The sequence below is a fragment of the Marinobacter halophilus genome (assembly GCF_003007685.1).
Lineage (GTDB): Bacteria > Pseudomonadota > Gammaproteobacteria > Pseudomonadales > Oleiphilaceae > Marinobacter > Marinobacter halophilus.
This window is the reverse complement of record NZ_PXNN01000017.1, coordinates 151,419-173,575: the sequence shown is the minus strand read 5'-3', so window position 1 is coordinate 173,575 and position 22,157 is coordinate 151,419. Positions and strand designations below refer to the sequence as shown.

At 56.1% G+C, this 22,157-nt stretch carries 28 protein-coding genes and 1 tRNA gene; 6 read left to right on the top strand and 23 right to left on the bottom strand.

What is annotated here, in order from left to right:
• Positions 1–60: 60 nt before the first annotated feature.
• From nfuA to C7H08_RS14700, 3 genes are all read left to right on the top strand, one after another.
• Complete coding sequence (gene nfuA / locus C7H08_RS14710; protein WP_106672998.1) at positions 61–648, top strand: Fe-S biogenesis protein NfuA; 588 nt, start codon at positions 61–63, stop codon at positions 646–648.
• A 244-nt stretch (positions 649–892) separates the two neighbouring features.
• Entirely contained in the window at positions 893–2,083 is a 1,191-nt protein-coding gene (locus tag C7H08_RS14705) for a DUF445 domain-containing protein (RefSeq protein WP_243411446.1), read from the top strand.
• A 16-nt stretch (positions 2,084–2,099) separates the two neighbouring features.
• On the top strand, positions 2,100–2,474 hold the full coding sequence (locus C7H08_RS14700; protein ID WP_106672996.1) for a hypothetical protein: 375 nt from the start codon (positions 2,100–2,102) through the stop codon (positions 2,472–2,474).
• Here C7H08_RS14700 and C7H08_RS14695 read toward each other — a convergent pair whose 3' ends face one another.
• The 5 genes from C7H08_RS14695 to C7H08_RS14675 all read right to left on the bottom strand — a co-directional run bounded on the left by C7H08_RS14695 (position 2,475) and on the right by C7H08_RS14675 (position 4,691).
• Positions 2,475–2,795, bottom strand: a complete 321-nt coding sequence (locus C7H08_RS14695) for a TusE/DsrC/DsvC family sulfur relay protein (RefSeq protein WP_106672995.1) — start codon at positions 2,793–2,795, stop codon at positions 2,475–2,477. It lies immediately after the preceding gene.
• A 4-nt stretch (positions 2,796–2,799) separates the two neighbouring features.
• Entirely contained in the window at positions 2,800–3,090 is a 291-nt protein-coding gene (gene tusB / locus C7H08_RS14690; protein ID WP_106672994.1) for a sulfurtransferase complex subunit TusB, read from the bottom strand.
• Positions 3,091–3,103: 13 nt separating this feature from the next.
• On the bottom strand, positions 3,104–3,454 hold the full coding sequence (locus C7H08_RS14685; protein WP_106672993.1) for a DsrE family protein: 351 nt from the start codon (positions 3,452–3,454) through the stop codon (positions 3,104–3,106).
• A gap of 1 nt (position 3,455) precedes the next feature.
• Positions 3,456–3,866, bottom strand: coding sequence for a sulfurtransferase complex subunit TusD (gene tusD / locus C7H08_RS14680; protein ID WP_106672992.1), 411 nt, complete (start codon positions 3,864–3,866; stop codon positions 3,456–3,458).
• Between the two features lie 102 nt (positions 3,867–3,968).
• A complete protein-coding gene (locus tag C7H08_RS14675; RefSeq protein ID WP_106672991.1) occupies positions 3,969–4,691 on the bottom strand; it encodes a Bax inhibitor-1/YccA family protein in 723 nt (240 codons plus the stop codon).
• 307 nt (positions 4,692–4,998) lie between these two features.
• Between C7H08_RS14675 and C7H08_RS14670 the strand changes: the two genes are divergently transcribed.
• A tRNA-Ser gene (locus C7H08_RS14670) sits at positions 4,999–5,089 on the top strand.
• Between the two features lie 296 nt (positions 5,090–5,385).
• Here the strand turns inward: C7H08_RS14670 and C7H08_RS14660 are convergent.
• The 7 genes from C7H08_RS14660 to C7H08_RS14630 all read right to left on the bottom strand — a co-directional run bounded on the left by C7H08_RS14660 (position 5,386) and on the right by C7H08_RS14630 (position 10,315).
• On the bottom strand, positions 5,386–6,339 hold the full coding sequence (locus C7H08_RS14660; RefSeq protein WP_106672989.1) for a 5-oxoprolinase subunit C family protein: 954 nt from the start codon (positions 6,337–6,339) through the stop codon (positions 5,386–5,388).
• Positions 6,336–7,034 (bottom strand): 5-oxoprolinase subunit PxpB, encoded by a 699-nt coding sequence (gene pxpB, locus C7H08_RS14655; protein ID WP_106672988.1) that lies wholly within the window; start codon positions 7,032–7,034, stop codon positions 6,336–6,338. The genes C7H08_RS14660 and pxpB overlap by 4 nt, the downstream gene beginning before the upstream one ends.
• Positions 7,034–7,771, bottom strand: a complete 738-nt coding sequence (locus C7H08_RS14650; RefSeq protein ID WP_106672987.1) for a 5-oxoprolinase subunit PxpA — start codon at positions 7,769–7,771, stop codon at positions 7,034–7,036. Before C7H08_RS14650 ends, pxpB begins: the two co-directional genes overlap by 1 nt.
• 15 nt (positions 7,772–7,786) lie before the next feature.
• Entirely contained in the window at positions 7,787–8,899 is a 1,113-nt protein-coding gene (gene hemH, locus C7H08_RS14645; protein WP_106672986.1) for a ferrochelatase, read from the bottom strand.
• Between the two features lie 24 nt (positions 8,900–8,923).
• Positions 8,924–9,352, bottom strand: coding sequence for a protein tyrosine phosphatase family protein (locus C7H08_RS14640; protein ID WP_106672985.1), 429 nt, complete (start codon positions 9,350–9,352; stop codon positions 8,924–8,926).
• A gap of 89 nt (positions 9,353–9,441) precedes the next feature.
• Entirely contained in the window at positions 9,442–9,873 is a 432-nt protein-coding gene (locus C7H08_RS14635) for a YeeE/YedE family protein (protein WP_106672984.1), read from the bottom strand.
• A 4-nt stretch (positions 9,874–9,877) separates the two neighbouring features.
• Positions 9,878–10,315 (bottom strand): YeeE/YedE family protein, encoded by a 438-nt coding sequence (locus C7H08_RS14630; protein WP_106672983.1) that lies wholly within the window; start codon positions 10,313–10,315, stop codon positions 9,878–9,880.
• A gap of 352 nt (positions 10,316–10,667) precedes the next feature.
• Here C7H08_RS14630 and C7H08_RS14625 point away from each other — a divergent pair, with 352 nt between their 5' ends.
• Positions 10,668–11,087 (top strand): phasin family protein, encoded by a 420-nt coding sequence (locus tag C7H08_RS14625; RefSeq protein ID WP_106672982.1) that lies wholly within the window; start codon positions 10,668–10,670, stop codon positions 11,085–11,087.
• A gap of 16 nt (positions 11,088–11,103) precedes the next feature.
• On the opposite strand, the gene C7H08_RS14620 is transcribed toward C7H08_RS14625, so the two are convergent.
• The 10 genes from C7H08_RS14620 to C7H08_RS14575 all read right to left on the bottom strand — a co-directional run bounded on the left by C7H08_RS14620 (position 11,104) and on the right by C7H08_RS14575 (position 19,554).
• Positions 11,104–11,733 carry a TetR/AcrR family transcriptional regulator gene (locus C7H08_RS14620; RefSeq protein WP_106673602.1) on the bottom strand — a complete coding sequence of 210 codons (630 nt, stop codon included), beginning with the start codon at positions 11,731–11,733 and terminating at the stop codon, positions 11,104–11,106.
• An 18-nt stretch (positions 11,734–11,751) separates the two neighbouring features.
• The gene (gene xthA, locus C7H08_RS14615; protein ID WP_106672981.1) at positions 11,752–12,564 is read right to left on the bottom strand and encodes an exodeoxyribonuclease III; all 813 of its coding nucleotides are present in this window, start codon (positions 12,562–12,564) and stop codon (positions 11,752–11,754) included.
• A gap of 79 nt (positions 12,565–12,643) precedes the next feature.
• Positions 12,644–13,381, bottom strand: a complete 738-nt coding sequence (locus C7H08_RS14610) for a hypothetical protein (RefSeq protein WP_106672980.1) — start codon at positions 13,379–13,381, stop codon at positions 12,644–12,646.
• The gene (locus C7H08_RS14605) at positions 13,378–13,902 is read right to left on the bottom strand and encodes a DUF2878 domain-containing protein (protein ID WP_106672979.1); all 525 of its coding nucleotides are present in this window, start codon (positions 13,900–13,902) and stop codon (positions 13,378–13,380) included. The genes C7H08_RS14610 and C7H08_RS14605 overlap by 4 nt, the downstream gene beginning before the upstream one ends.
• Complete coding sequence (locus C7H08_RS14600) at positions 13,899–15,173, bottom strand: SAM-dependent methyltransferase (RefSeq protein WP_106672978.1); 1,275 nt, start codon at positions 15,171–15,173, stop codon at positions 13,899–13,901. The genes C7H08_RS14605 and C7H08_RS14600 overlap by 4 nt, the downstream gene beginning before the upstream one ends.
• On the bottom strand, positions 15,161–16,060 hold the full coding sequence (locus tag C7H08_RS14595) for a DUF1365 domain-containing protein (RefSeq protein WP_106672977.1): 900 nt from the start codon (positions 16,058–16,060) through the stop codon (positions 15,161–15,163). The genes C7H08_RS14600 and C7H08_RS14595 overlap by 13 nt, the downstream gene beginning before the upstream one ends.
• Before the next feature lie 2 nt (positions 16,061–16,062).
• Positions 16,063–17,328, bottom strand: a complete 1,266-nt coding sequence (locus tag C7H08_RS14590) for an NAD(P)/FAD-dependent oxidoreductase (protein ID WP_106672976.1) — start codon at positions 17,326–17,328, stop codon at positions 16,063–16,065.
• A gap of 26 nt (positions 17,329–17,354) precedes the next feature.
• A complete protein-coding gene (locus C7H08_RS14585) occupies positions 17,355–18,137 on the bottom strand; it encodes an SDR family NAD(P)-dependent oxidoreductase (RefSeq protein ID WP_106672975.1) in 783 nt (260 codons plus the stop codon).
• Entirely contained in the window at positions 18,134–18,601 is a 468-nt protein-coding gene (locus C7H08_RS14580; protein ID WP_106672974.1) for a nuclear transport factor 2 family protein, read from the bottom strand. The genes C7H08_RS14585 and C7H08_RS14580 overlap by 4 nt, the downstream gene beginning before the upstream one ends.
• Positions 18,598–19,554: an acyl-CoA desaturase gene (locus tag C7H08_RS14575; protein ID WP_106672973.1), complete on the bottom strand. Its 957-nt coding sequence runs from the start codon at positions 19,552–19,554 to the stop codon at positions 18,598–18,600. The genes C7H08_RS14580 and C7H08_RS14575 overlap by 4 nt, the downstream gene beginning before the upstream one ends.
• Before the next feature lie 8 nt (positions 19,555–19,562).
• Between C7H08_RS14575 and C7H08_RS14570 the strand changes: the two genes are divergently transcribed.
• Positions 19,563–20,573 (top strand): NAD(P)/FAD-dependent oxidoreductase, encoded by a 1,011-nt coding sequence (locus C7H08_RS14570; protein ID WP_106672972.1) that lies wholly within the window; start codon positions 19,563–19,565, stop codon positions 20,571–20,573.
• Positions 20,574–20,582: 9 nt separating this feature from the next.
• Here the strand turns inward: C7H08_RS14570 and C7H08_RS14565 are convergent, their stop codons facing one another.
• Positions 20,583–22,067, bottom strand: coding sequence for an HD domain-containing protein (locus tag C7H08_RS14565; RefSeq protein WP_106672971.1), 1,485 nt, complete (start codon positions 22,065–22,067; stop codon positions 20,583–20,585).
• Positions 22,068–22,157: the final 90 nt, after the last annotated feature.

The following is a 22,157-nucleotide window of genomic DNA, read 5'->3' as shown; positions in this document are numbered from 1 at the left end:
CTTTCAACTTCTCGCGAACTCTCCTAAAATAGGTTACACATTCGATAACAGGTAGGAAGCATGGCCTTGGTAACTGTCACTGATTCCGCAAGGGACTATCTTGCTCAACTTATTGAAAAGCAGGATGTCGAAGGTATGGGCGTCCGCGTTTTCGTGACCCAGCCCGGCACGCGTAACGCAGAAACCTGTCTGGCATACTGCCCACCCAACGAAGTGGTTCCTACGGATGAGCAGGTGGATCTTGAGAAGTTCACGCTGTTTCTCGACCACAATTCGGTGCCGTTTCTCGAAGACGCCTATGTTGATTACTCCAAGGACCAGATGGGTGGCCAGCTCACCATCAAGGCGCCGAACGCCAAAGTGCCTCAGGTCTCCGACGATGCGCCTCTGCCTGAGCGGGTTAATTACGTGTTGGCATCGGAAATAAACCCTAACCTGGCGTCACACGGTGGCGATGTTTCTCTGGTCGAGATTGTCGAGGAATCGGTAGCAGTGCTGAGGTTTGGCGGTGGCTGCCAAGGTTGTTCGGCGGTTAGCCTGACTCTCAAGCAGGGTGTAGAGAAAACGCTCAAAGAACGCGTGCCGGAAATCACCGCCGTCCGTGACGTTACAGACCACTCGAATACCGAAAACGCGTACTACCAGTAAGGCAACTTCTGGGCCGTTTGCGAGGTCGTTGTCGCCAATTCCGGCAGGCAGCGGCTGCCGCAGATGCCCTTTCCCCTTGGCTGCACGGCCAATGTCCCGGTATCCAGAATCCCCCATTATTCATCGCATTAGCCTGGCCACCGCACGACCCGTTTGTCGTGCCATAATAACAGTAACATCAGCGGCGCTGGCGTCGTCTGGATTGATCTCGGGGTAACTCTTGCTGGATTTTACTCTCTTGTCTGTGCCCGTCATGGCCGCCGTTGTCGGCTGGTTTACCAATTGGCTGGCGATACAGATGTCATTTCACCCGGTGCGATTTATCGGTGTTGGCGTTATCGGCTGGCAGGGTGTTATTCCCCGTAAAGCGGAAAAGATGGCGCATATCTGTATTGACCGGACTCTGCAGAAGTTTGGCGATCTCAACTCGGTCTATCAGAAACTTGAACCACAACGCATTGTTGAACAGGTAATCGCCCAGGTTTCGCCCCGTATGGACGAATACATTGATGAAGTAATGTACGAGGTTCAGCCAGTGCTCTGGGATAACTTGCCGCTGTTCGTCAGGGCTCGTATCTATCAGTGGGCAAGGCAGCAGTTGCCGTCACGGATCGAAGAACTGGTCGAAGACTTCGCGGACGATCTTGATGAGTTGGTGGACCTCAAGGCGTTGTTGAGCCGGGAACTCCAGAGCCACCCGGATCTGATGAACCGGATCTTCCAGGAAGCCGGTGCGGTGGAGCTGCAGTCGGTGATCAATCGTGGCGCCATTGTCGGCGGCCTGCTGGGCGCGCTCCTGGCGCCGATCTGGCTGGTCTATCCGCAGCCCTGGGTGCTGCCGGTCGGCGGCTTTTCCATCGGTTTTATCACCAACTGGGTGGCTATTAACCTGATCTTTTCGCCCCTGCGGCCACGCAGGATCCTGTTCTGGCGTATTCAGGGTCTGTTTTTGCGTCGGCAGGAGCAGATCAGTGATACCTGGGCCCGGTTGGTGGCCGACGAATTGATCACCGTTGAAAAGGTGGCCGATGCCATGATCAACGGCCAGCAAGGGGCCAGAACCCGTGCCATCATTCAGAAACACCTGCGTCCGATGCTGGACAACTCCATGGTCATGAAGCTGGCGGCTCAGGTTACCGTTGGTATGAGCGGCTATACTGATTTGAAGCGAGTGATGAACCAGAAAGCGGTGCTTGCTACCCAGGATGTCTTCAGTGACCCGGAATTTAATCGCGAGCGGGCGCCGGTGGTGGCCGGTGTGCTGGCGGGGCAAATGAAAGCGCTACGTCCGGAAGAGTTCCAAGACATTCTCAGGCCGGCGTTTCGTGAAGAAGAGCTGCAGCTGATGTTTGTCGGAGGGCTGTTTGGTGCCGTTGCCGGTCTGATTCAGTTTATTGCCATGAATCAACTGGCACTGCCGCTGACAGGCGGTTAACAAGGGAGGGGTAACGATGCCGGGTTGGGGTTCGATGATTATTCAGGTTGTGTTGACAGTCACCTCGGTTGCAGCCGTCTTGTTCGCGTTCTGGTATCTGGTGGTGCGCCCCTGGCTGTCGGCCAAGGTGCAAGAGTTGATCGAAGCTACTGACCAGGTGGAGCCCAAGGTCGCACAGGGCGTTCAGGAAGGGGTGGCGGAGGCGCTACGAAACCTGCCTCAAAGCGCTTGGGACGGCGCCACCAAGGAATCCACAAAGCAGTTTATGAAATTCGGGTCCAACCTGTTCGAGAACGGCCTGAGCAGTTTTCTGGGCTCAGCGGCCGAGTTCCAGAACTCCAGGTCTGACACCGATACCCCAAATGCCCCCAGGGGTCGTGGCCCCGGTTGATCAGAGGCAGTTGGTTGGTCGGGGTAGGCCCGCAATCCGACACGCTGTTTTTGCCGGCGTACCGGGGAACAGCTGCATCAGGTAAATGCTGTTGCCTTTCTCCTCGCCCAAAGCCTCTTTAACCGCCTTCACAAACAGCCGGTTGGAGGGCGGCGACATTTCATGTGCTGCATAAAACTCCCGCAGAAACCTGATGATTTCCCAGTGGTTTTCCGATAACGAAATATCATCTTCACCGGCAATAATCCGGGCAACATCCGGGCTCCAGGTGCCAGCGTCTTCCAGATAGCCTTCATTATTCCGCGCGGGCGATTCCGTCATAGTCTTACCAACTGATGATGCGAGAATGGTGTTCGGTCAGCTCAACCAGTTGTGCATGGCTGATTTGTTGTGCTCCGGTGACGGTGGCTGAGAGCCCTCTGGCCTCTGTGTCTGCCTCGAGGGCGACAGTGTGCCGAGGCAGAGCTGTATCGGCGTCAGAGAGTGCCAGAACAGCGTTCTCGATCAGCACGAGCGTGTCCTGATCGGACAGGCTGCTCAGGCAGGTCATAAATCTTGGGTGATCGGGTGCTTTGTTGAGAATATGCAGCGTGCCGATGTCTTGTGCTTGCTTCATAAGGTTGGTGGTCCTAACCAGCGAAAAAGACGTGGTCATGCTGATCGAGCAGTTGTTTGACGGACGGGGCCAGCTCCACCCCGTTAACCCTCTGCCCGGCGTCTGGCAGGAAGCGGTCACAGGCGGCCTGCTCGGCATAGATTCTGTCAACGCCAAACAGCGGCGCCGCGGACAGATTTTTCTCGACGGTCTTTTGACCGATGCCCGAGGCATTCTGGGACCTGCGCAACCAGTTGACGCCTGCACCGATAAATAATAAAGCCGCAGGCTGATCAAAGGCCGCCAGCGAAAACAGCATGTCCATTGCTTCGCGCCCGGTCCAGCTACCATAAGGCGGCTGGTCGATCACAATCAGGGTTGTCATCTCAGGCGCTCCCATGAAAGTACATGACCCGGTCTGACGTCAGGGTGCCGTCCACCCATTCACCAAGACCCGCAATCTGGAACGGCGCTCGCAGATTGTGGGCTGACAGCTCATAGCGTGCCTGCTCCCGCTCGTCGACCAGCCCGCGCCGCAGCGCGGAGGCAATGCAGGCCACGCCGGCAATCCGATGCTCGGTGAGAAACGCCGACCACTCTTGTGGCCAGTGCGGTTCGTCTGAGGGCGGTGCGCTCAGAGCCGAGGCCAGGTGTACACCCTCGCCATACAGAAACAGCCGATCGAGCCGGTGACCGGCATCAATCAGGGCGCGTGCGAAGGTCAGGGCCGTCTGGGGTGCCTGGGATGACCAGGGCGCGCCGGTGATAACAAGTGTGTAAGACAGCAGTGTCGGCATGATTTCCGGGTCAGGTGAGCGAGTCGAGTGAATTACGGAGTGTACCTAAAGCAGAAACCCCGACCAAGGCCGGGGTTTCTGCAAACATATTAGCCGAAATTATCAATCGTTGCCGCTAAAGGCACCGATCAGATGCATCAGGCTGACAAACAGGTTGTAGATGCTCAGATACAGGCCGGTGGTTGCCATGATGTAGTTGGTTTCACCGCCATTCACGATACGGCTGGTATCGTAAAGGATGAAGCCAGACATCAGGAACACAACCGCAGCGCTGAGCGCCAGGCTAAAGGCAGTGACTTCGACGCCGAACAGGCTGGCAACCAGGGCGCCGACCATGCCGACGATGACGACCATCATGCCTGCGACCAGCATGCCACGCATGAAGCTGAAGTCTTTCTTGGTGGTCAGTACGTAGCCGGACAGGCCCAGGAACACAACAGCTGTTCCGCCCAGAGCCTGGGTAACGATCTGGCCACCGTTCGAGAACTGCAGGTAATGCATCATGATCGGGCCGAGCGACAGCCCCAGAAGGCCGGTGAAGGCGAAGACCACCGCGATTCCGGCACTGCTGTTTGCGGTGCGTGGCAACACAAACCAAACCAGAGCCAGAGCACCAAGACTGCATACAAGGCTTGCGCCGCGGCTCAGGCCTATGCTCATGGATACAGCGGCCATAACAGCACTGAATAGCAGTGTCATCGCCAGGAGCGTGTAGGTGTTTCTCAGAACCTTGGTTGCCTCTGCGCTGATGGCACCCGTAGCCGAGCCTTTGGCTATCTGTATGCCACTTCGATTTTGCTGGACGTTATACTGTCTGTTTTGCATTCTCATCTCCGGAGTTAGTCGAACGTCTGGGCCAAGAAACACCTAAGGATAAGCGCTTCTTGCATTCCCTTTAAAACCTGAAGTCCATAATAGTGTTGTGTACGCAACTTTCAATCAATTACGACAGTAAATCACGCTTTCGATTCCATTAAACCCCTGTAATCTTGCTCGCACCGCTACCAGAACCATAGGAATCTACGATGTTTTTTCTTCAAGGCGTTGACAGCATAAGCAAATCCGGTATGATTTCCCCCGCTGTCGCAACGGCAGCAGTGGATAGACACTATCGCAGTTTCTATCACCAGACGGTGGGCTGGCAGAGTGGCTTAATGCAGCGGTCTTGAAAACCGCCGACGGTTAATAGCCGTCCCGGGGTTCGAATCCCTGGCCCACCGCCATTTTTTTATTGTATTCCTGATTGCCGCTTTCTCTACGTACCTTCCTGCGTAGCACTTTCCTATTTACATCCCGTACACTCAGAGTTGAACTGACTCGCTATGCGCAGGTGTGCTTATGGACCAGAATCAAACGCCAGAAACCGATCTCGATCGGGAAAGCCGTCGCTTTGCGGTGTCCGCCAACCGGGACAAGGCCAGCCATCGGGTGCGTTACGTGGAAACCGGCGGTGCCAATGTGGACAACGAGGAGTGTACTTTTTGCCAGGCGGTACCGGATCTTTCCGATCATCATAAAGTCAAAGCCACGCGAGTGAGCGGCCGTTCTGACACCAGCGAGTCTGATGGTAGTGGTGCTCAAACAAGCGGCGCTCGTTCTGCACCGTAGCCAGGTCGGTCAGCTCAAAACGAATGTTGGCGCCAGGTAGTTGTTGGGCCAGCGCGCCGCAATCAAGGCTCGGAACTACACCGGGTTTGGGATAGCCACCGATGGTCTGGCAGTCATTGAGCAGTACAATCGGAAGCCCGTCTCCTGGAATCTGCATCGCGCCTTGCGCAATTCCCTCTGAAATGATGCCGGCCGGTGGCGACGCCAGGGCCGGCCCCTGCAGTCGAAACCCCATCCGGTCGGATTGCTCACTGACGGTGTAAACGCTGGTTGTCAGCCTGAGAATATCGGTGCGCTTAAAAAGTGAGTATTGGTAGCCCGGAACCAGTCGTAAGGTAACGTCTGGTTGCATCCCGGGGCGGCACGATATCGGCACAAAGCGTGAGGGCAGTTCGTGACCGGGTTGCAAGGCGGTCAGTTTATCGTCGGGCTTGACCGGGGCAAGGCCGGCGACGTGCTCCCGAACCACCACAGACCGACTGTCAAAACACAACGGCGTGTCCAATCCCCCGGCCACCGCGAGATAAATTAACCGGTGAGTTGTTGAGTGGCCGATCGTCAGTTCGTCACCATCGTTCAGGTTGAGAGTTTGCCAGAGCTGCACTGGGTTGCCATTGATGGCAACGGGCGCCTCGGCGCCGGTCAGTGCGATCTGCAGTTGGCCCCTTGCTACGCCGTGAAATCCGCCCAGGATGATTTCCAGGCAGGCGGCGTTACGCGGGTTATCCAGTAGCTTGTTTGCCCAGGTATAGCTGCGAATATCCAGGGCGCCGCCACCGGCCAATCCATGATGGCGGTAGCCCTGGCGACCTGCGTCCTGGACGGTGCTCTGAACGCCGGGGCTGATGACGTCAAGCCAGCTCAAGGTTCACAGATCTCCGTCAATTCACCGCCGGCGGCCAGAAAATCCTCTCGGCTGATGGCCCGGAACCGCACTCGGTCTCCGGCCTTGAGCCGTGACAAATGTTGCGGGTCAAACAGCCGAACCGGGCAGCGGCCAATGATCTGCCATCCGCCTGGAGAGGCTTGTGGATAGACCGCCGTTTGACGGTTGGCAATGCCGACACTGCCGGCGGGCACCCGTTTGCGGGGTGTCGGTTTGCGTGGCTGCGCGATCGTGGGGTCAACCTCGCCCATAAAGGCAAATCCTGGCGCGAAGCCCAGGGCGTGTACGCGGTATTCTAAGGCGGAATGCCGGGCAATCACCTCCGCCGTACTCAGGCCGGTTTCAGCCGCCAATGCTGCCAGATCCGGGCCGGATTCGACGCTGTAGTAGACCGGCAGTTCCACGAGATCGCCAGTGGCTTGTACCGTGCGCTCCGTCTGCGTGTTGTCGGCCTTGACGATGGCTCTCAGCCGGGACGTCACCTCTCGAAAATCCACCCGTACCGGATCATAAACCACGAGCAAGGTGGTGTAGGACGGCACCAGGTCGCGTAGCCAGGGAAGGTTCGCGTCATGAAGGGATTGGGTAAGGCGGGTAATGCGCGCGGGCAGGGCGTCGTCGATGGCCTCGGCCAGGGTAATAAGCACCGCATCTTCCGAAACCGGCTCAAGCATCAGCCGGGTTTACCCAACGTCTGGCGGATAGCCCGAATGGCGGACAGCGCGGCTGCGTTGTCGCCATGCACACAAAGGCTGTCTGCCGGCAACTCCAGCCAGGTGCCGGTTGCGCTGAACACACCGCCCTTATCAGCAAACGAAACTGCCTGGCGGACGATCAGATCAGGGCTTTCATGCACTGCACCAGCCTGACGTCGCGAAACCAGCTGTCCGTCATCATCGTAAGCGCGGTCGGCAAAGGCTTCCAGCAGCAAGGGGATGCCAATCTGTGAGGCCATTTGCTGGTGTTCCCGGTAGTTCAGGGTGACGGGAATCATCAAAGCCAGGTCCTGGCGGAACAGGCGGGTTGCCCGCATCACCGCCTCCAGAGTACTCCGGTCCCGCATCATGTCGTTATTGAGGGCGCCGTGTGGTTTAACGTACGTAAGGGCAAGGCCCTCTCTACGGCACATACCCTCGAGCGCGCCGAGCTGATACAGCAGCAAGGCTTCGATCTCCTCGGGGGTGTGCTTGATGGAGCGACGGCCAAAGCCGGGAAGGTCGTGATAGGAGGGGTGGGCGCCAATATCGACTTGGTAGCGGGCGGCCAAGGCCAGAGTCTCACGGATAACCATGGGGTCTGCGGCATGGAAGCCGCAGGCCACGTTTGCCATGTCGATCAGTGGCATCACCTGATCGTCCTGACCCATTTGCCAGGCACCGTAACTTTCGCCCAGATCGCAGTTCAGTTTCATGCCGTATCAAAGCTCTCAGATGTCGTTTCGACCCGGAAAGGTTGCCTGCTTGCGGGCCTCGGCACAAGCGGCTCTTGCGGCCAGCGTGTCAACGTCGTTCTGCGGTACCGCCCAGCCTTTCAAGTTTTCCTCAACCAATTGCACCAGCGCCTCGATATGGCCAGGCGTGGCGTTAAGGCACGGAATATAGCCAAAGCCCTGGCCGCCAGATTCCATAAAGTATTCCCGGTTTTCTTCGTTGATTTCCTCGATGGTCTCAAGGCAATCCGAGGAAAAGCCGGGGCAGAATACGTCTATGGATTTTACGCCATTTGCGGGCAAGGATTTAAGTGTTTCATCGGTGTAGGGCTGCAGCCACTCCTCCCGGCCAAAACGCGATTGGAAGGTGGTCATGTACTCATCCGGCCCCAGTCCCAGGCGCTCAGCCAGCAGCCTGGAGGTTTTATGGCACTCGCAATGGTAAGGGTCACCCCGTTGCAGGTACTTCAGGGGCACGCCGTGATAAGAAAGCATGAGTTTTTGATGACGGCCGTGTTCTGACCAGTGGGCCTCGATGTGTTGGGCCATGGCCTCGATGTAGGCAGGGTAATCGTGGTAGTGGGAAATAAACCGGAAATCCGGCAACCAGCGGCGCCCGGCAAAGTCGTTGGCAATGGCATCAAAGGTGGAGGCAGTAGTAGATGCGGAATACTGCGGGTAAAGCGGCAACACTAACAGTTTGCGTACACCCTGATCCTGCATCTCATCAAGCACTCGTGCAATCGACGGGTTGCCGTAGCGCATGGCGAAACCGACGATCACGTTGCTACCGTATTTCGCTTTCAGAGCCTCGCGGATGCCTTCAGCCTGTTTGGCGGTATGAATAAGCAGGGGCGAGCCCTCAGGCTTCCAGACACTGGCATAGGCCTGTGCACTTTTCCTGGGGCGAATGCGCAGAATAATGCCATGCAGGATCAGCCACCAGATTGGGCGGGGCACTTCCACCACACGCGGGTCCCATAGAAATTCAGCCAGATATCGGCGCAACGCCGGGGTGGTCGGTGCATCCGGGGTGCCAAGGTTGGTGACCAATATGCCTAGGCGCTCGGGTTGGTTGTGGCTGAAGTTATCGGTTCCTTTGTAGGGCATGAAAGCTATCCGGTGGTTGGGGTTTCAGCGTTTGCTGGCGTGTTGCAACAGGCGGGGAATCAGCCCGGTCATGTCGTAGCCTGCCTGTTGAGCTTTTGACAGGATGTCCTGTGGCTCAAGCTCGCGGGCGTTGCTCAGGGACCATAGCACGGTGCAACGGGTGCCCGAACGACAGAAAGCGAATACGGGCGTGTCGGCGTCGCGGATCATTGTTGCAAACTGGTCAACGTCGGCGTCGGTGATGTTGCCAGACTCCACCGGCATGTAGACCCACTTCAGGCCATGCTCTGCAGCGGCAGCTTCGATATCTGCCATGGCAGGCTGTCCTGGCTCTTCGCGGTCGGGACGGTTGGCGACGAGCGTTTTGAATCCCAGGCGCGCGATCTCTGATACATCAGTAATCGCGATCTGTGGGGCGACTGAAATGCTGTCATCAATCTTTCTGATATCCACTGCGTGACTCCGATTGGTTCAGATGTCCGGGCCTTCAGGCCCGGACGAAGTTTAACCGAGGCGTATTCCAGATTTACAGCACTAACGGCTCAGGTCGCTGAAGTTGCGCGTTTACGCTCAACGTATTCAAACAGGATCATACCGGCAACCATGGAGCCGACAAAGACAACGGCTTTGATTTCGCCCGCACCCAACGCAACCAGCCCTGGTCCTGGGCAAAATCCGGCAACTCCCCAGCCGATGCCAAACATCATGCTGCCTATCACCAGACGTTTTTCGATCCGGGTGTTGGTGGGCAGCGTCATGTTGAAACCCAGGAACGACAAGGTACGTTTACGAGCCAGAGCAAATGCCACCAGGCCGACCAGGATGGCGCCGCCCATGACAAAGGCCAGGGATGGATCCCACAGGCCGGCGATATCCAGAAATCCGAGTACTTTCTCAGGATTTGCCATGCCGGAAACAATCAGGCCAAGACCAAACAGCAAACCGGCAAATACGGATGCGAGAGAATACTTCATGGTATCAGGCTCCGATCAGGTGGCGGATAACAAAGACGGTGATAAAACCGGTCGCCATAAAGCTCAGCGTCGCAGCCAGTGATCTGAAAGAAAGCCGGGACAACCCGCAAACCCCGTGGCCGCTGGTGCAGCCAGAGCCATAACGTGTGCCAATACCGACTAACAAGCCGGCAATGATCAGGGTGGGGTAGCCAGCGTTGATTTCAATCGGTGGCAGTTCTGCCACCAGCATCCACAACATGGGTGCTCCGATCAATCCCGCCAAAAAAGCGATGCGCCAGATGGTGTCGTATTTTGTGGGTGGCAGCAGACCGCCAAGAATGCCACTGATACCGGCGATACGACCGTTCAGTAGCAGAAAGCTGGCCGCCGCCAGACCTATCAGGATGCCTCCAGCGAGGGCGGTACCGGGGGTGAACTGACTCCATGCAATATCAATCATTGACTATCTCCACAAAATTAAGACTCAGGAATAAGCTTATAAGTGTGGGCGATAATACCAAAAAAAAGCCCGGCAAGGGATGCCGGGCAGAGGCGTGCGAGTAGTATCCATGAAAGACTTCCAGACAAACCGACATCAACTGGGACATCGGTATTAAGAAGTATTGACCATAATGTGAACAGTTCAAGCGGGGGCGGCTTTCGTTTGAAAACATTTTTTCATATGCCATCGGTGTTTATATTGCGCCCTTTCGCTGCGCGGGTTTCAGCGGGGCCCTCAGGATCGCTGAAATCCCGGATTGGCTGTAATACAATGGCGGATATTCTTCCTGTTGTATGGCCAAGAGGTGTTCATGTCTGATCACGACGATAAGCAACCAGAGAATGACCCGCAACTGGCGGACAAAATCAAAGATTCCGCTCGTCAGATCTGGTTGGCAGGTCTTGGTGCTTTTACCAAGGCCGAAGAAGACACCGGTAAACTTTTCGATCGGTTGGTTCAGGAAGGCGAGCAACTGGAAACCCGCACCCGCGGTGCCGTTGAGAAGCAGATTCGCACCGTTGAAGACCGGGTTGGGGAAGTCCGGGAACGGGCCACTGGCACCTGGGACCGGCTGGAGCATATGTTCGATCAGCGAGTGTCGGGCGCATTGCGGCGCCTGGGGATTCATCGCCGGGAAGAGATCGAATCCCTTGAGCACCGAATTGAAGCGTTGGAAAGCGAACTGGCCCGATTGCGTGGAGACGCTGAGGCGAATGACGAAGAAGAATAACGCTTATAGCCTATAACTATAAATAGCGGCGACTGGTGAGACGGATCTCTTGCTGCTCTTGGTCGGCCAGATAGGGGAGGATCAGATGCAGCATCTGATAAACCCCTTTGCCCGGGTCAACGGAATCCCGGTCATCCAGGTGGGATAAGGTGTCAAAACTGCTCCAATAGCAGGCGGTCAGGGTGAGTTGCTCGCACAGGGACAGCAGCTCGGCTTCGTCGATGATCATCATGTCCTGGCGTCGAAAGCTTTCACACAAGGCCATGAACCCCGCTTTCTTCTTCTTGAGTATGCGCCGAAAGCGCACTTGCAGCTGGCTGTGCCGGGACAGCACGTTCACCAGATCCTGGTACATGAAGCGATAACGGGCGACGGCTTCAAACAGCAGATGCAGGAAAAAACTGAACTCGTCCAGTGAAATGTCGGCATCCTCAGGCACTGCCAGCAAATCCAGCAACTCGGCCTCAAAGCTGTCAAACAGTTCGTCTACAATGTCGCCTTTGCATTTGAAATGGTAATAGAGATTGCCCGGACTGATGTCCAGTTCGTCGGATATCAGCAAGGTGGTCACATTGGGCTCGCCCAGACTATTGAACAGCTGAAGGCTGGTGCCGAGAATCCTGTCCCTGGTTTTAATTTTTTTCATCATCGGGCAATCAGTTGCTTAAAGATCAAATCGTGCCCAGACCGGGCAATGGTCTGACGGCCGCTCCATGGCGCGGATGTCGTAACTGACGCCCGCGGCTTCGGCTTTCGGAAGCAAACTTTCACTCGCCATAATCAAATCGATCCGCAGTCCGCGCCTGGGCTCGCGCTCAAACCCTTTGCTGCGGTAATCAAACCAGCTGAAGGTATTGCTTTCGCCCGGATTCAGGTGGCGGAAGACATCTGTGAAGCCGCGTTGCTCGACCTGGCCCAGCCACTCCCGTTCTTCCGGCAAAAAACTGCATTTTCCGCTGCGCAGCCAGCGTTTGGCATTGTCGGCGCCGATGCCAATGTCCTTGTCGGTGGGGGAGATGTTCATATCCCCCATCACAACCACGTGTCCTGGCTGGCTGGACAGTTCGTCCAGATAGCTCATCAGGTCCTGATAGAATTTTTCTTTGGCAGGAAACTTGATCGGGTGATCACGGCTTTCGCCCTGGGGAAAGTACCCGTTGATCACCGTCAGTGGCTCACCGTTCACCGTGAAACGACCGGTAATCAGGCGTCTCTGGGCATCTTCGTTATTTGTTGCGTAGCCTTTGAACACGTCCTCCGGCTCGGCCCTGGACAGCAGAGCAACGCCGTAGTGGGTTTTCTGACCATGGAAATGAACGTGGTAACCCAGTGCTCGAATCGCGTCTACCGGGAATTCTTCGTCGGTGACCTTGGTTTCCTGCAGTCCGATCACATCCGGGTTCAGTTGCTTGATAACGGCCTCAAGCTGGTGCAGGCGGGTGCGGATACTATTGACGTTAAACGACACGAACATCATGGGTGTGAGGTCTCCGGGACAATTTGCTCCGAAGTTTAGCACACAGTGGCAGAGGTTCCGTTTGGCTGGGCCGCCGATTTCAGGGGGTCAGCTCACAATCCGGGTAGTTGGAGACTTGATAACGGATGTGGGCGGTGTAATTTTCGTCTGAATTCCGGCGAATGTTGGTCAGGCCCAGATAATCGGTAAGGGCGCCTTCCCGGTTGTAGCCAAGCACAATCGGATCGACAAGTAGCCTCAATACCAGACTGGTTGGGCGAATTCGAACCACCACATCGGCACTGATCTGGCTGCTCGACGTCGATTCCAGCACAAAACCGTAGTGCTCACCCCGAGTCGGCGCAAGGAACCGGAACTCTATCGCTTCACCCCTGGCGACTCTGTCCCAGTTTGCTCTGACCAGGTGATCAAAGCCAGCGTCGACGACCAGGCTTTGATCAAATGTGACGCTGTAGACCTCTGTGTTACCGGAAGGCTGTTGCCACTGAATCTCGAGTTCGTCGGGTTCCATATGGCGAATGTTCAGCTGTTCGTTGTAATCCGGCTGGCTGAATTCCACGGTCGGGCGCAAGGAGCCGTTGTCAAAGCTCAGCGCTTTAACGGCAAAGGGCTCGTCCCGGCGGGTTTCGCGGTACTGAACCGAGTGCATCACTGGCTGGAACACACCTTCGGCGCAGTGACCCTCCACCCGATGCGACTCCACGTAGATCAGATTGTCTCGGTCATCGGTTGCGGTGCCGGTAAATTCAAAAGGGCTACCAAGGGCAGTTGGTGCTGAAAATAGAAGTGCACTCAGGATGAGGGTTGAACGAATCATGACTGCAACTCCGAATACAGGCTGTTGCGGATGAATAGCAACAACGGGAATAGCACTAGCCAGCCTATCGCCATGGCGGCTAATGATAAGTTCAGGTCTGGCAGGGTAACTACACCCAGCTTGCTGGCGGACCAGTATGCAAACGGCCCGGCTATCGGAGCAAACATATACGGCAGCCATTTACGCTGGCCCATCCAGCCCAGCGAGTGACAAATCGTGGTCATGAACATGGCCCAGATGGCCACCAGCCAGGGCGGCGCAACCAGCACTTCCTCAGCGCCGGCAATACCAAGCACGCCGGTCTGGAACCAGAGCGTGTCCATCAGACTGCCCAGCACCACACCAAAGCCGATGAACTGCAGCTCGACAAAGCGTCTCTGACTGACCAGCGCGAAGTGAACAGCCAGAAAAATCAGCACCAGTCCGGCCGCGGCCAGACCTGGAAACATCACGCAGGTCAGCCAGCCGATCTGAAACAGAACAAAGTTGATGACGTTGCGGGCGGGTTCTGAGGCGATCATAGGCTGAGAATGTTCGCGCGTTTGTTGGCAGGTTTGGCCATCACCAGGTGAGCAACCCCAATCGCCCGTTCGCTGAAGCCCGCTTCGCAGTAGGCAAAGTAGAAATGCCACAAGCGCTGGAAAGCCTCGTCGTAACCTTGATTGCTCAGGGTGTCACGGTTGAGCATGAACCGTTCGCACCAGTCCCGGAGTGTGCGAGCGTAATGAAAACCAAAGTCTTCGGCGTGGGTCAGCACCAGATCGGAATCGCGGCGCATGGACGCCAGGATCGCCCCGAAGGAGGGAATAAAGCTGCCCGGGAAAATAAAGCGCTGGATAAAATCGACGTTTTTCAGGGCCCGGTGGTAGCGCTGTTCCGGCATGTTGATGGCCTGCACCAGCGCCAGTCCATCGGGTTTGAGCAGCTTGCTGATCTGCGACAGGTAACTGTCGAGAAACTGTGGGCCGACGGCTTCGATCATTTCGATGGAAACCAGTTTGTCGAATTGGCCTTCAAGATCGCGGTAGTCATCGAACAGCAGGGAAATGCGGTCTTCCAGGCCTTCGGCTTGCACCCGCTCTCTGGCCAGTTCCAACTGTTCTCTGGAAATGGTGGTGGTGGTCACGTGACAGCCGTAATGTTTCGCGGCATGGATGGCAAAGCCACCCCAGCCGGTACCAATTTCCACCACACGGTCGCCCGGCTTCAGATCCAGTTTTTTGCAGATGGTGTCCAGTTTGTGCACCGCAGCCTCTTCTAACGTGGCGTCCTGCCGCGGGTAGATGGCCGAGGAATACATCATAGTCGGGTCGAGAAACAGTTTGAACAGATCGTTGCCAAGGTCGTAGTGGGCGCTGATGTTTTTGCGAGAACCTTCCGGGGTGTTCCGGTTGAGCCAGTGCAGCGCCTTCAGTGCCGGCTTACTGACCCAGCTGAACTTGTCTTCAAAGGCGTTCATGGTGTCGATGTTGCGGGAAAAGAACCGTAGTAACGCAGTCAGGTCGGGTGAGCTCCAATCCCCGGCGACATAAGCCTCGGCGGCACCCACGCTGCCCCCGGTGACCAGGTCGCGCCAGGTGGTGTGGTCATGAATGACCAGCTCGGCAGCCGGGTAATCCGCATTGCCATCACCGAAAACCCGATCCTCAAACCCTTCTTCCCGGACCACCAGTGTGCCCTGGCCAAGCAGGGACAGTTGATGGCAGACCAGTTGCCGGGACACCCGACTCACCACCGGCAACGGCGAACCGTTGGCGGCCTGGCGATCGGCTGACGTGTTCAGGTTCTCCATGAGCTTACCCTTCCTGCAGGTTCAAAATCTTTGGTCGTGGTTGCCGGCGTTGTGGTGATGTCTGCTCCCCGGTCATCAGCGCCTTTGCGGTACTCACTGGAGCCTTGTTCCAGCTTGTCCGGGTTGGTGTAGAAAGGTGCACCTTTGAGCTTCAATCTGAGAGCATTCCAGTAGATTCCGGCAGTGCCCTTGATGGTTTCCAGCGGAAACCGTCGCAGGCCTCTGTGCAGACTTTTACGATCAAACGGCGTGCGTTGGACTACCAGAGTGGCATCGAAATGTTTCGTTTGACCCTGTTCAACATTCATGTGAATCCGCAACTGCGGCCCACGAAAGCTGAACAACCATTGATAATGCTGATCCATGCCGTTGAACGGGGAAACGTGAAAGCGCTTGCTGAAGGCGAAGCGTTCGGTGTGCCAGTCTGATGGATCCACTGGTCCCGGCTGGCGGCTCTCCAAACAGTACGCGTGCTTCTGTTTCCAGGGAGTATTGGTGATCTGCGCGAGGATGACCCGGGGAACATCTCCGTTCTGAGGGCTTTCGCCTTGCTCGTAACACAGATAGAAACTGACCGGATTGAACACATAACCCAGGTAGCGGGGGTGGGTAATCAGCTCGATCGGACCCACCGGTGCCCAGCCAGTCGCACTTTTTACCCGGTTGTATACTGCCTGACGAAGACTGGGTATTTCGGGGTCGAGATAGTCCTTCCGGTACAGCGACAGCCAGTTGAAGCGTTCCAACGAGAAAAACGGACTACTTCGGGTAACGCTGGACCATTCGTCCAGGTCCAACGCCAACATGCCAATATTGTAGTTGAATTCGTGAAAAACCGGCACCTTACGGCGATGTCTTATAGTACCTTCTAGCCATTCAGTGGCCATGATCAGAGCTCCACGCCAAACGCCCGGGTAACCCGCAGGGCACTGCGTACACCGTCTTCATGAAACCCGTTGAACCAGTAAGCACCGCAAAAATGGGTACGGTTCCGGTTCCCGATTTCGTCATAGCGACCCTGCGCCGCGACGGCAGCCAGCGTGAATACCGGGTGGTCGTATTCAAAGCGTTTGATGACTTTTTCCGGGGCGATGTCGTGGCTCCGGTTCAGCGTGACGCAGAAGGTCTCGGGTGCGTCGTCGAAGTTCTGCAGGATATTCATATTATAGGTGACCGACACCGGTTGCGTGCTGTGCTCCGGAATCATGTAATTCCAGGCGGCCCAGGCCAGTTTGTTTGAGGGCAACACGCGGGCATCGGTGTGCAGCACCACGTCGTTCTTTTGATAGGGGATAGCACCCAGAATTTGACTTTCCTGGTCTGTGGGGTCGCTCAGCATCGCCAGAGCCTGATCGCTGTGGCAGGCCAGAATCACCTGATCAAACGGGTGACGCTGTTCATTTACCACGACAGTAACGCCGTCGTCATCCCGCTCGATCGAACTGACCGGACTGTTCAGGTGCGTTCGGTCACCGAGGCGCTGCATCATTCTGGTGACGTAGGTTGCAGAGCCGCCAGAAATCACCCGCCAGGTTGGTCGGTCATCCACGGACAACATGCCGTGGTTATTGAAAAACTGTAGAAAGAATCGTATCGGGAACTGCTCCAGCACGATTTCAGGGGCAGACCAGATCGCGGCACCCATCGGGACTATGTAATTGTTCCGGAAGTAGCGGCTGTAGCGATTGCGATTCAGGTACTCGCCCAAGGTTTCGCCTTCCGGAATCTGGCCATTCGCCAGATCCGCCCGACTTTCTTTGTTGAATCGCAGAATTTCGCGGATCATTTTCAGAAAGTTGAGATTGAACACGTTTTTACGCTGGGCGAACAGGGTATTCAGGCTGGTGCCGTTGTATTGTAGGCCCGACGAATGGCAATCGACGCTGAAGCTCATTTCACTCACTTCCGACGGAACGCCGAGCCGGTCCATCAACTTGATGAAATTCGGATAGGTCCAGTCGTTATAGACAATAAACCCGGTATTTACCGGCCAGATGCGGCCGCCAGCCTCTACTCGCTCGGTGTTGGTGTGGCCGCCCGCGTAGTCGCCTGCTTCAAACACCTGTACATCGTGGTGCTCACTCAGCAGCCAGGCTGCGGTCAAGCCGGAAACGCCGGCGCCAATCACAGCAATACGCTGACGATTCGGGTTCATGCAATTCGTTCCTGTGTCTAGAGAATTCAAGAATTGTTTTTGCGGGCCATGGAGGCTGCCATGCGATCAACAAAACCCTGAGGTAATGCTCCCAAGGCTTTCAGCGTCCAGGTGAAACGACGGGGAAAGGCAATTTCGGATTTGCCTTTTTCGAGGCCTATACGAATCCTTGTCGCGGCGTCTTCCGAGCTGATAATAAATGGCATGGGGAAGTCGTTGCGGTCGGTCAACGGGGTTTTGACGAAGCCCGGGGACACCACCACCACATCAATACCTTCCGCCGCCAGATCGGCTCTCAACGCATGAGCAAAATAAGTAAGGGCGGCCTTGGAGGCGCCGTAACCTTCCGCACGCGCAAACGGAAACCACCAGGCCGAAGAGCTGACGATCACCAGAGTCGCCGGCTTGCCTTTGGCCCGGGTGGCGCGAAGTGCCGGCAAGGCAATGTCCAGGCTACGGGCAGTGCCGACCACATTGGTCATGATGTTGGCTTCGATGACCTTGCTGTTGTAGTTGGCGACGTCCACGTATTCACAGGTACCGGCATTGAGAATGGCCATATCAAGATCGCCGAAGTGGCCGAGTGTATCTTCGATGCCGGAGAGATCTGCTGCGCTGGTGGTATCGGCTGCGGCCGACACCACGTGCCCGGGGTAGTGTGAGGCCAATGCTTCTAATGCCTCTAACCGGCGGCCCGTCACAATCAGATTGTGACTGTGCCTCGCCAATTCGTGGGCAACGGCTTCGCCGATTCCAGATGATGCTCCGGTCAGCCAGACGTTACTGGGGCTGGTAAGTCGCTTGCTCATCCAGCTTGCTCCTTGAGCCAACGGATTACGCCGCCAACAACGGGCAGGTTTTCGTACAACAATTGGCCAGCATCAAAATAATCGCGGTGGTAACGAACACGGCCATCCCGAATTTCAAGATGGCTTATACCTTCCACCTCCACGGGTTTGCCGCCTTTGATTCGTTTGTGCTGCAGCTCCATTACCCACGGAATAGTGCACCAGCCGCGCTGAATCACGGGTGTCTCGAATCGGAACCGGCAGCGAATCACGTTGGCATAGGCGCCAGCGAAGTAGCTGGTCAATTCGTCAAGGCCACTCGCTTCACCAAAGGGGTCTCGAAACAGGATGTCCTCACCGTAAACATCCTGGAGTTTGTGCAGGTTGCCCTTGTCCAGCTCATTGAACAGGCTGCAAAACCGTTCCATTACCTTGGGCAATGCTGTATCACGGGTGCCAAACTCAATTACAGAGGCGGTCGTCATTTTCGCTTCCTCCTTAAATTGTCCAATTCTCGGGTTTCTTCCTGAATATGGGCGGGAATCGGATTCAGATCCCAAATAATGCCCAGTTTGGACAACAGCCAAAGCCCGTACCAGGTAACGTCAATTTCATACCACCGAAATCCCTGACGGACGGACCGCGGCCAGCGATGATGGTTGTTGTGCCAACCTTCACCGAGAGTGACCAACGCCAACCAGAAATTATTACGGCTGTCGTCGTCGGTCGCGAAACGCCGCTTGCCCCAGACGTGAGAAAGCGAATTGATCGATACTGTGGCATGGAACAAGAACACAGTTGAGACGAAGAAGCCCCAAACCAGCAGCTGAAAACCGTTAGTACCTAATCCTGGTGCCCATACGGCCAGCGCTTCACCCAGCAGGTAAATCAGCACCGCGAACGCAGCCGGGATAAGCGAGTCAAACCGGTTGATGAAGCGTAGTTCCGGGAACCTGAGCCAATCGCGTATCCTGCGCTGGTCCATGGCAAAGCCTGCGTCGCAGGTAAACCAACCAGCATGAGACCACCAGAAACCGCCTTGATGCGGCGAATGAAGGTCCTCAGGGTCATCCGAATGTTGATGATGGTGGCGATGATGCGCTGCCCACCAAAGGGGCCCACGCTGAGCTGCGCTGGCGCCGAGGATGGCAAACACGAACTGCGCTTTACGACTGGTCTTGAATGTCTTGTGAGAGAAGTACCGGTGATAGAAGCCGGTAATAGCAAACATGCGGACGACAAAAAAACCAATTGCGAACATCACGGCAAATGTGCTGACACTGGTGAAAAAAGCGAGCAGGCAAGCAAGGTGAAGAGCGATGAAAGGCAGCACCCGCACCATGTTAAAAGATCTGGAGCTGGTATCCAGGTGATCTGAACCTGCTTCAGAGTCGAACCATCTCAGAATGTTTGTTAACCAGTAATTCAATCGGGCCATATGAAACCATGCTTCAAGTTACATCAGATACCACAACAATACGCACCATCGCCGTTATCGGTTCAGGTGTGGCAGGCCTCACTGCGGCGATTTATCTTGGCACTTTGGGCCATCATGTCAGGGTGTTCGAAAAAAGTCGCGGGCCTGGAGGCCGGATGTCTTCAAAACGGGTGAGCGGCAGCTCTGCGGACATCGGAGCCCAGTATTTCACCGCCCGTGATCCGGATTTTTTGGCGTTCCTGGAATTGCATGGAAAAAGCGAGGCGTTTGGTGTCTGGCCGGCCCGGTTCGGGTTTCAGGATACCGACAACAGCTGGCAACCTTTTCCGGACGAGAACCGGTATGTGGGCATTCCGCGGATGACGGCCATCACAAGGGCGCTTTCCGCCGATCTTGATGTTCAGGCCGAAGTAAGGATCGCGCGCCTTATTCCACAAGGCGTACAGTGGCAACTGGAGTGCACTGACGGGCACAACCAGGGCGTTTTTGATCGGGTGATCATCACCGCGCCACCGGCACAGGCCCGGGATATTCTGGAGGCAAGCGGGCTCGATGGCCTGGCCGCAAAGCTGGCAAAGCCGGTTGAACAGATTTTGCCCTGCTGGGCGGTAGCCGCGCATTTTGCCCAACCACCAACCGATCGTTTTGATGCGATGCGACCGAACGCCAAGCGGCTGTATTGGGTGGCAAACAATTCCTCCAAGCCTGGCCGTGACGATTCAGGCCAGTGGTGGGTGCTGCATGCAACTCCTGAGTGGACAACTGCCAACGTTGACGCAACTCCTGATGAAGTATGCACCGAGCTTCTGGCCGAGTTTGCCGTCCTTACCGGTCACAATGCTGAGCCCACCGAGATGGTTGCTCATCGCTGGTTATACGCGCGGTCGGCGGATGGCGACAAGCCCGGCTACCTGCTGGATCAGGACAAGGGTATTGGCCTTGCTGGCGATTGGCTTGCCGGTGGCCGGGTTGAAGGTGCCTGGGACAGTGCCCGGAAGCTGGTAGCCGCTATGGAGTAAGCCCGCGGCCTATTCTTGAAGGTCGGAAGGCGCCGGTTTGGTGGCTTCTGGCCGGCTGTAGAAGTGGGTGATGGTGCCGTCGCCGAATTTCGAGAAAAAGGCACTGACGTCGGTAATCTTGCGCAGTGAGCGCTCCCGGCTCACCGGATTTCGGACCAGCACTTTGATGCCGTTGAAATTATCCTGAATGTTTGAAAACCGGGCGCGCATCGAGCAGGTAACGACATTCTCCGGGTCCAGTTTCAGTTGTTCGGCGAGCCAGCGGCTGTGGCCGTCAATGCTGCTGAGGTTCAGATTTTCCCTGGTGTCGAGGTGGTCGAGCTTGATCCGGTTAACGATGCAGAATGAATAGCTTTGCGGTTGGCGGCGCGCCACTTTCCGGAAAGCCTCCCAGAAAAAGTTGTCGGTCAGCTCGGCAAAGAATTTCATGTTACTAAGGCAGGTGTCGATCCATTCGAAGCTTTCCGGATCTTCCAGCACCTCGTTAATGGCTTCCCGTAGCAGCCAGTCAAAACCCAGCGCGGTTTTGTGGGCATAGACCTTCCGGTACATCTGGTAGCGGCTGTAGACAAAGTCTTCCAGCGCGCCGAGCCCTTTCTGGGTAATGGCCAGCCCCATCCAGGGCTCGGATACTTCCCAGCCAAAACGAAGATTACTCAGTAGGTGATCCAGGTTGAAGCCGCCAATGGTGACCGAGCTGTGGAACCCGTCCCTCAACATGTAATCGGCGCGGTCTGCGTCTATCTCGCCGGATACGATGGAGGCGAGCAACCCCATGACCAGTCCGGGCACATCCTGAGCGGCGATGGTGCCGGCAATGGCGTCATCTCCGGCAATGAATTCCCAGAAGGTGCGGGCGTGGCGACAAAAGGTCTCGCTGGGCGCGACTCTCGTGGTTTCCATAATGCCGATCACATCAACGGGATTCAGGCCAGCACTGTCCAGGTCGACCGAGGCCAATACCTCGTGGGCAACCCGCACTGAATAATGCTCATGTTCCAGTTCCTCTGGCTCTTCCGGGTGGTAACGGCCGTAATCGACACCGTCCCACAGGTCGCGAAAACGTCCGGGCCGTGACATCAGCTCCCGAATGCGACGGGCCTGAGTGAACTGATGGGAAAAACTGGAATGACCACTGTCATGCAAAAGACAGCTGAGCCGGATGGTTTTCGACAGGTAATCAATGGCATCCAGCTGACTCAGGCTCAAGTCGGTGTGTTCGCTGAGTTGCCGCTCGCGCAGATAGGCGTCAATCATGGAGCGGAACATTCGGGTGCCAACGTGCATCACGCCGATGCTGTGCAGAAAACGCGAATGGGTCGCACCGGGGAACACCAGGCTGAGAATATCGTTCTGACAGATGTTCCGGAGGCGCTGAAACAAAGGGTGATCAATTACTTGAATTTCATGGCGATACAGGGGAATGCCGCCGTGCACGGGGTCCATGATAAGCTTGTCATAAGCACCGAGCAGATCGTTGACGGCACGTCGCATAGTTATAAATCTCCCAAATTGGCCATACTGGCCTTGTTATATCACAGCGGCGTGCCAGAATAGGCCTTATGAAGCCAATTTCTCTTTTAT

Excerpts from the sequence above, each read along its gene's own strand:
- nfuA (WP_106672998.1), top strand. The coding sequence starts at position 61 with ATGGCCTTGGTAACTGTCACTGATTCCGCAAGGGACTATCTTGCTCAA.
- C7H08_RS14700 (WP_106672996.1), top strand. The coding sequence starts at position 2,100 with ATGCCGGGTTGGGGTTCGATGATTATTCAGGTTGTGTTGACAGTCACC.
- C7H08_RS14695 (WP_106672995.1), bottom strand. The coding sequence starts at position 2,795 with ATGACGGAATCGCCCGCGCGGAATAATGAAGGCTATCTGGAAGACGCT.
- tusB (WP_106672994.1), bottom strand. The coding sequence starts at position 3,090 with ATGAAGCAAGCACAAGACATCGGCACGCTGCATATTCTCAACAAAGCA.
- C7H08_RS14685 (WP_106672993.1), bottom strand. The coding sequence starts at position 3,454 with ATGACAACCCTGATTGTGATCGACCAGCCGCCTTATGGTAGCTGGACC.
- tusD (WP_106672992.1), bottom strand. The coding sequence starts at position 3,866 with ATGCCGACACTGCTGTCTTACACACTTGTTATCACCGGCGCGCCCTGG.
- C7H08_RS14675 (WP_106672991.1), bottom strand. The coding sequence starts at position 4,691 with ATGCAAAACAGACAGTATAACGTCCAGCAAAATCGAAGTGGCATACAG.
- pxpB (WP_106672988.1), bottom strand. The coding sequence starts at position 7,034 with ATGCTTGAGCCGGTTTCGGAAGATGCGGTGCTTATTACCCTGGCCGAG.
- C7H08_RS14650 (WP_106672987.1), bottom strand. The coding sequence starts at position 7,771 with ATGAAACTGAACTGCGATCTGGGCGAAAGTTACGGTGCCTGGCAAATG.
- hemH (WP_106672986.1), bottom strand. The coding sequence starts at position 8,899 with ATGCCCTACAAAGGAACCGATAACTTCAGCCACAACCAACCCGAGCGC.
- C7H08_RS14635 (WP_106672984.1), bottom strand. The coding sequence starts at position 9,873 with ATGAAGTATTCTCTCGCATCCGTATTTGCCGGTTTGCTGTTTGGTCTT.
- C7H08_RS14630 (WP_106672983.1), bottom strand. The coding sequence starts at position 10,315 with ATGATTGATATTGCATGGAGTCAGTTCACCCCCGGTACCGCCCTCGCT.
- C7H08_RS14625 (WP_106672982.1), top strand. The coding sequence starts at position 10,668 with ATGTCTGATCACGACGATAAGCAACCAGAGAATGACCCGCAACTGGCG.
- C7H08_RS14620 (WP_106673602.1), bottom strand. The coding sequence starts at position 11,733 with ATGAAAAAAATTAAAACCAGGGACAGGATTCTCGGCACCAGCCTTCAG.
- xthA (WP_106672981.1), bottom strand. The coding sequence starts at position 12,564 with ATGATGTTCGTGTCGTTTAACGTCAATAGTATCCGCACCCGCCTGCAC.
- C7H08_RS14610 (WP_106672980.1), bottom strand. The coding sequence starts at position 13,381 with ATGATTCGTTCAACCCTCATCCTGAGTGCACTTCTATTTTCAGCACCA.
- C7H08_RS14605 (WP_106672979.1), bottom strand. The coding sequence starts at position 13,902 with ATGATCGCCTCAGAACCCGCCCGCAACGTCATCAACTTTGTTCTGTTT.
- C7H08_RS14600 (WP_106672978.1), bottom strand. The coding sequence starts at position 15,173 with ATGGAGAACCTGAACACGTCAGCCGATCGCCAGGCCGCCAACGGTTCG.
- C7H08_RS14595 (WP_106672977.1), bottom strand. The coding sequence starts at position 16,060 with ATGGCCACTGAATGGCTAGAAGGTACTATAAGACATCGCCGTAAGGTG.
- C7H08_RS14590 (WP_106672976.1), bottom strand. The coding sequence starts at position 17,328 with ATGAACCCGAATCGTCAGCGTATTGCTGTGATTGGCGCCGGCGTTTCC.
- C7H08_RS14585 (WP_106672975.1), bottom strand. The coding sequence starts at position 18,137 with ATGAGCAAGCGACTTACCAGCCCCAGTAACGTCTGGCTGACCGGAGCA.
- C7H08_RS14580 (WP_106672974.1), bottom strand. The coding sequence starts at position 18,601 with ATGACGACCGCCTCTGTAATTGAGTTTGGCACCCGTGATACAGCATTG.
- C7H08_RS14575 (WP_106672973.1), bottom strand. The coding sequence starts at position 19,554 with ATGGCCCGATTGAATTACTGGTTAACAAACATTCTGAGATGGTTCGAC.
- C7H08_RS14570 (WP_106672972.1), top strand. The coding sequence starts at position 19,563 with ATGCTTCAAGTTACATCAGATACCACAACAATACGCACCATCGCCGTT.
- C7H08_RS14565 (WP_106672971.1), bottom strand. The coding sequence starts at position 22,067 with ATGCGACGTGCCGTCAACGATCTGCTCGGTGCTTATGACAAGCTTATC.